We start from the raw sequence: 2,366 nt of genomic DNA, 5'->3' as shown, positions 1-2,366 counted from the left end.
GCTCTGGTTGAGCGCGTCGGCGGTGAGCGCACTGAAGTCGCCGAGTCGGTCCACGGCGTGGGTCAAATTGTTGCGCTGGTCTTTGAGCACCTCCAACGCATCTGGAAGGGTTTGCAGCGCGCGGTCGACCACCGGATCCTGCGCGGCGAACTGGCTTACCAGTTTGTTCAGACTCTCGGTTGCGGTGATGATGTCGTTGGTCTGGTCGTTGAGATAGCTCACGAACCTGTCCAGCTGCCCGATCAAGCTTCTCAGATCCTGTTCGCGTCCCGCGAAGGCCGTGCTCAGCTCCGCGGTGATGTCGTGGATCTGTCCGATGCCGCCCCCGTTGAGCAAGAGCGACACTGCGGCCAAGGTCTGTTCGGTGCTCGGATATGCGCTGGCTCTCGACAGCGGAATCAGGGAACCGGTTCGCAGCTCGCCTTCCGCAGGCTCGTCGGTCGGGGGCGCCAGCTCCAGATGCAGCGACCCGAGCAGGCTGGTCTGGCCAAGCGTGGCGGTGGCGTTCGCGGGAAGCTCGACGTCCCCGGCGAGTCGAGCGGTGACCAGCGCGTGCCAGCCTTGCCGCTCGATGCTGGTCACGTTGCCGACTGTGACGTCATCGACTCGGACCCGCGAGTTCGGTTCCAGGGTACGGACATCCGCCAACTGCACCTGAATGGGGTAGGAGCCCGGCCCTCGGCCGGCGGTACCCGGCAACGGCAGCGAGTTGACGCCACGCCAGTCAGCACAGCCGGACAGCGCCACGACCATCAGCGCAACTAGCAGCGCTGCAAGGAGACCGCGGTTACCGAAGCGGATCATCGTCCACCTCCTGGCGGCGCCATCATTCCGGGCAGTCCTGCGGCCGGGTCGGTTGACGTAACCTCAGCCGGGAACGGCCCGTGGTCTGCGCCGGCGGCAGGCGGAGGCGCCGGACTGCCTACCGGTGAAGGCCCCGGCGGTGGTGCATATGGTGGGGGAGGAAAAGGCGGTGCTGTACCTGGCGGGGGAGCAAAAGGCTGCCATGGAGCAGCGCCGGGCAGCCGACCTTCGTAGAAGTCCCTGATCCGTCCGGCGTCGGTGACCGATCTCAGCCAGTCCTCACTGAAGGTGACTTCGTTAGCCCTGGCTTGGGCGCCGACGACCGGGTTGATCCCCAGCGGCAAGAAATTGTATTGGCGGTTCTTCACGATTGGAGCCAGGTATTGCACGCAGAGTTTCGCCGACTGCTCGTTGTTCAACCGCGACGCCGCCTGGATTGCCCCGCAGATGAACGTGATCGGGTCGGCGAAATTGCTGAACGCCAACATCCCGGTGAGCGCACCGTTGGCCGGCTCGTAGATGTTGATGAAGTTAGAGAAGGCCGGCGGGGCGATGTGCAGCGTCTGCTTGAAATCGTCGAGGCTGTCGACGAGCGCCTGTGTCACCGAGGCCAGCTTGTCCGACGTTGTGCCGAGCGACTCGCGGTTCTCCCCGACGAAACTTTGTACGTCCGCGACAGCTGAGTTGAGGTGTTCGACGGCGTCGGCGACCTCGTGGGGGTCGTTGGCCAACAGACCGGTCACCGATGCCAGGTTTCGGTTCAGTTGGCGCATCAAGTCGGTGCTGGACTGCAGCGCCGACACCAGCGTCGACAGATTCTTGATGGTGCCGAAGATGTCATCGCTGTGGTCGCCGAGAGCGGAGAATGCCTGCGACAGCTGGATCAACGTCTCGCGGATGTTGGCGCCCTGTCCGCGCAGGTTCTCGGCGGCCGTGTTGACCAACGCCCCCAGGGTGCTCACTCCACCGGGTTGATCGGGCTGCAACGTCTCGGTCACTCTCTCCAATTGCTGGAGCAATTCGTCGAACTCCACGGGCACGGCGGTGCGCTCTCGGGGAATGATCGCGCCGTCTGGCATCGTAGGCCCGCCGGTGTAGGCGGGGGTCAGCTGAATCGCTCGTGCGGTGACCAGTGTCGGGTTGATGATTACGGCTTTGGCGTCGGCCGGTACCTTGTACTTGTCATCAAAGATGAGGGTGATCTTCGCCCGCTCGGGTTGTGGTTCGATCGTTTCGATCTTGCCGACAGGCACGCCGAGAATCATGACGTCGTCGCCCGGGTAGATGCCGTTGCTGTTCTCGAAGTAGGCGACAACCTTCGTTGTAGAGATCGCGCCTGGGGCCCGCAGAACCACGACACTCCCGATCACAAGCAGGACAAGTGCGACGGCGAGCACAATCCTCTTCCTTCGTGGAAGGCTCATTGCCCAATCCCCTCGCTCGACTGGGCCGGACCGGGTAACGGACCGACGGGTGCTGGCACGGGCGCCACCTCGCCCGGAGCCGGCTGATAGACCGGCGACGGTGTCGGTTCAGGCACCGACGCGATCTCCGGTGGTGGT

Annotated in this window: 2 protein-coding genes; both read right to left on the bottom strand. The window is 64.0% G+C overall.

Annotation, left to right across the window (positions count from 1 at the left end):
- Positions 1-804, bottom strand: an 804-nt coding sequence (locus ACRDU5_RS22365) for an MCE family protein (RefSeq protein ID WP_526617179.1), incomplete at its 3' end; no start/stop codon positions are given.
- Positions 801-2,228, bottom strand: coding sequence for a virulence factor Mce family protein (locus ACRDU5_RS22360; protein WP_526617178.1), 1,428 nt, complete (start codon positions 2,226-2,228; stop codon positions 801-803). The genes ACRDU5_RS22365 and ACRDU5_RS22360, both read right to left, overlap by 4 nt.
- Positions 2,229-2,366: the final 138 nt, after the last annotated feature.

Source organism: Mycobacterium sp., assembly GCF_050701515.1.
Lineage (GTDB): Bacteria > Actinomycetota > Actinomycetes > Mycobacteriales > Mycobacteriaceae > Mycobacterium.
The sequence above is the reverse complement of the archived record's forward strand: the minus strand, read 5'-3'. Positions and strand labels throughout refer to the sequence as shown.

Bases quoted from the DNA above. Each gene is read 5' to 3' on its own strand.
- ACRDU5_RS22360 (WP_526617178.1), bottom strand. From the start codon at position 2,228: ATGAGCCTTCCACGAAGGAAGAGGATTGTGCTCGCCGTCGCACTTGTC.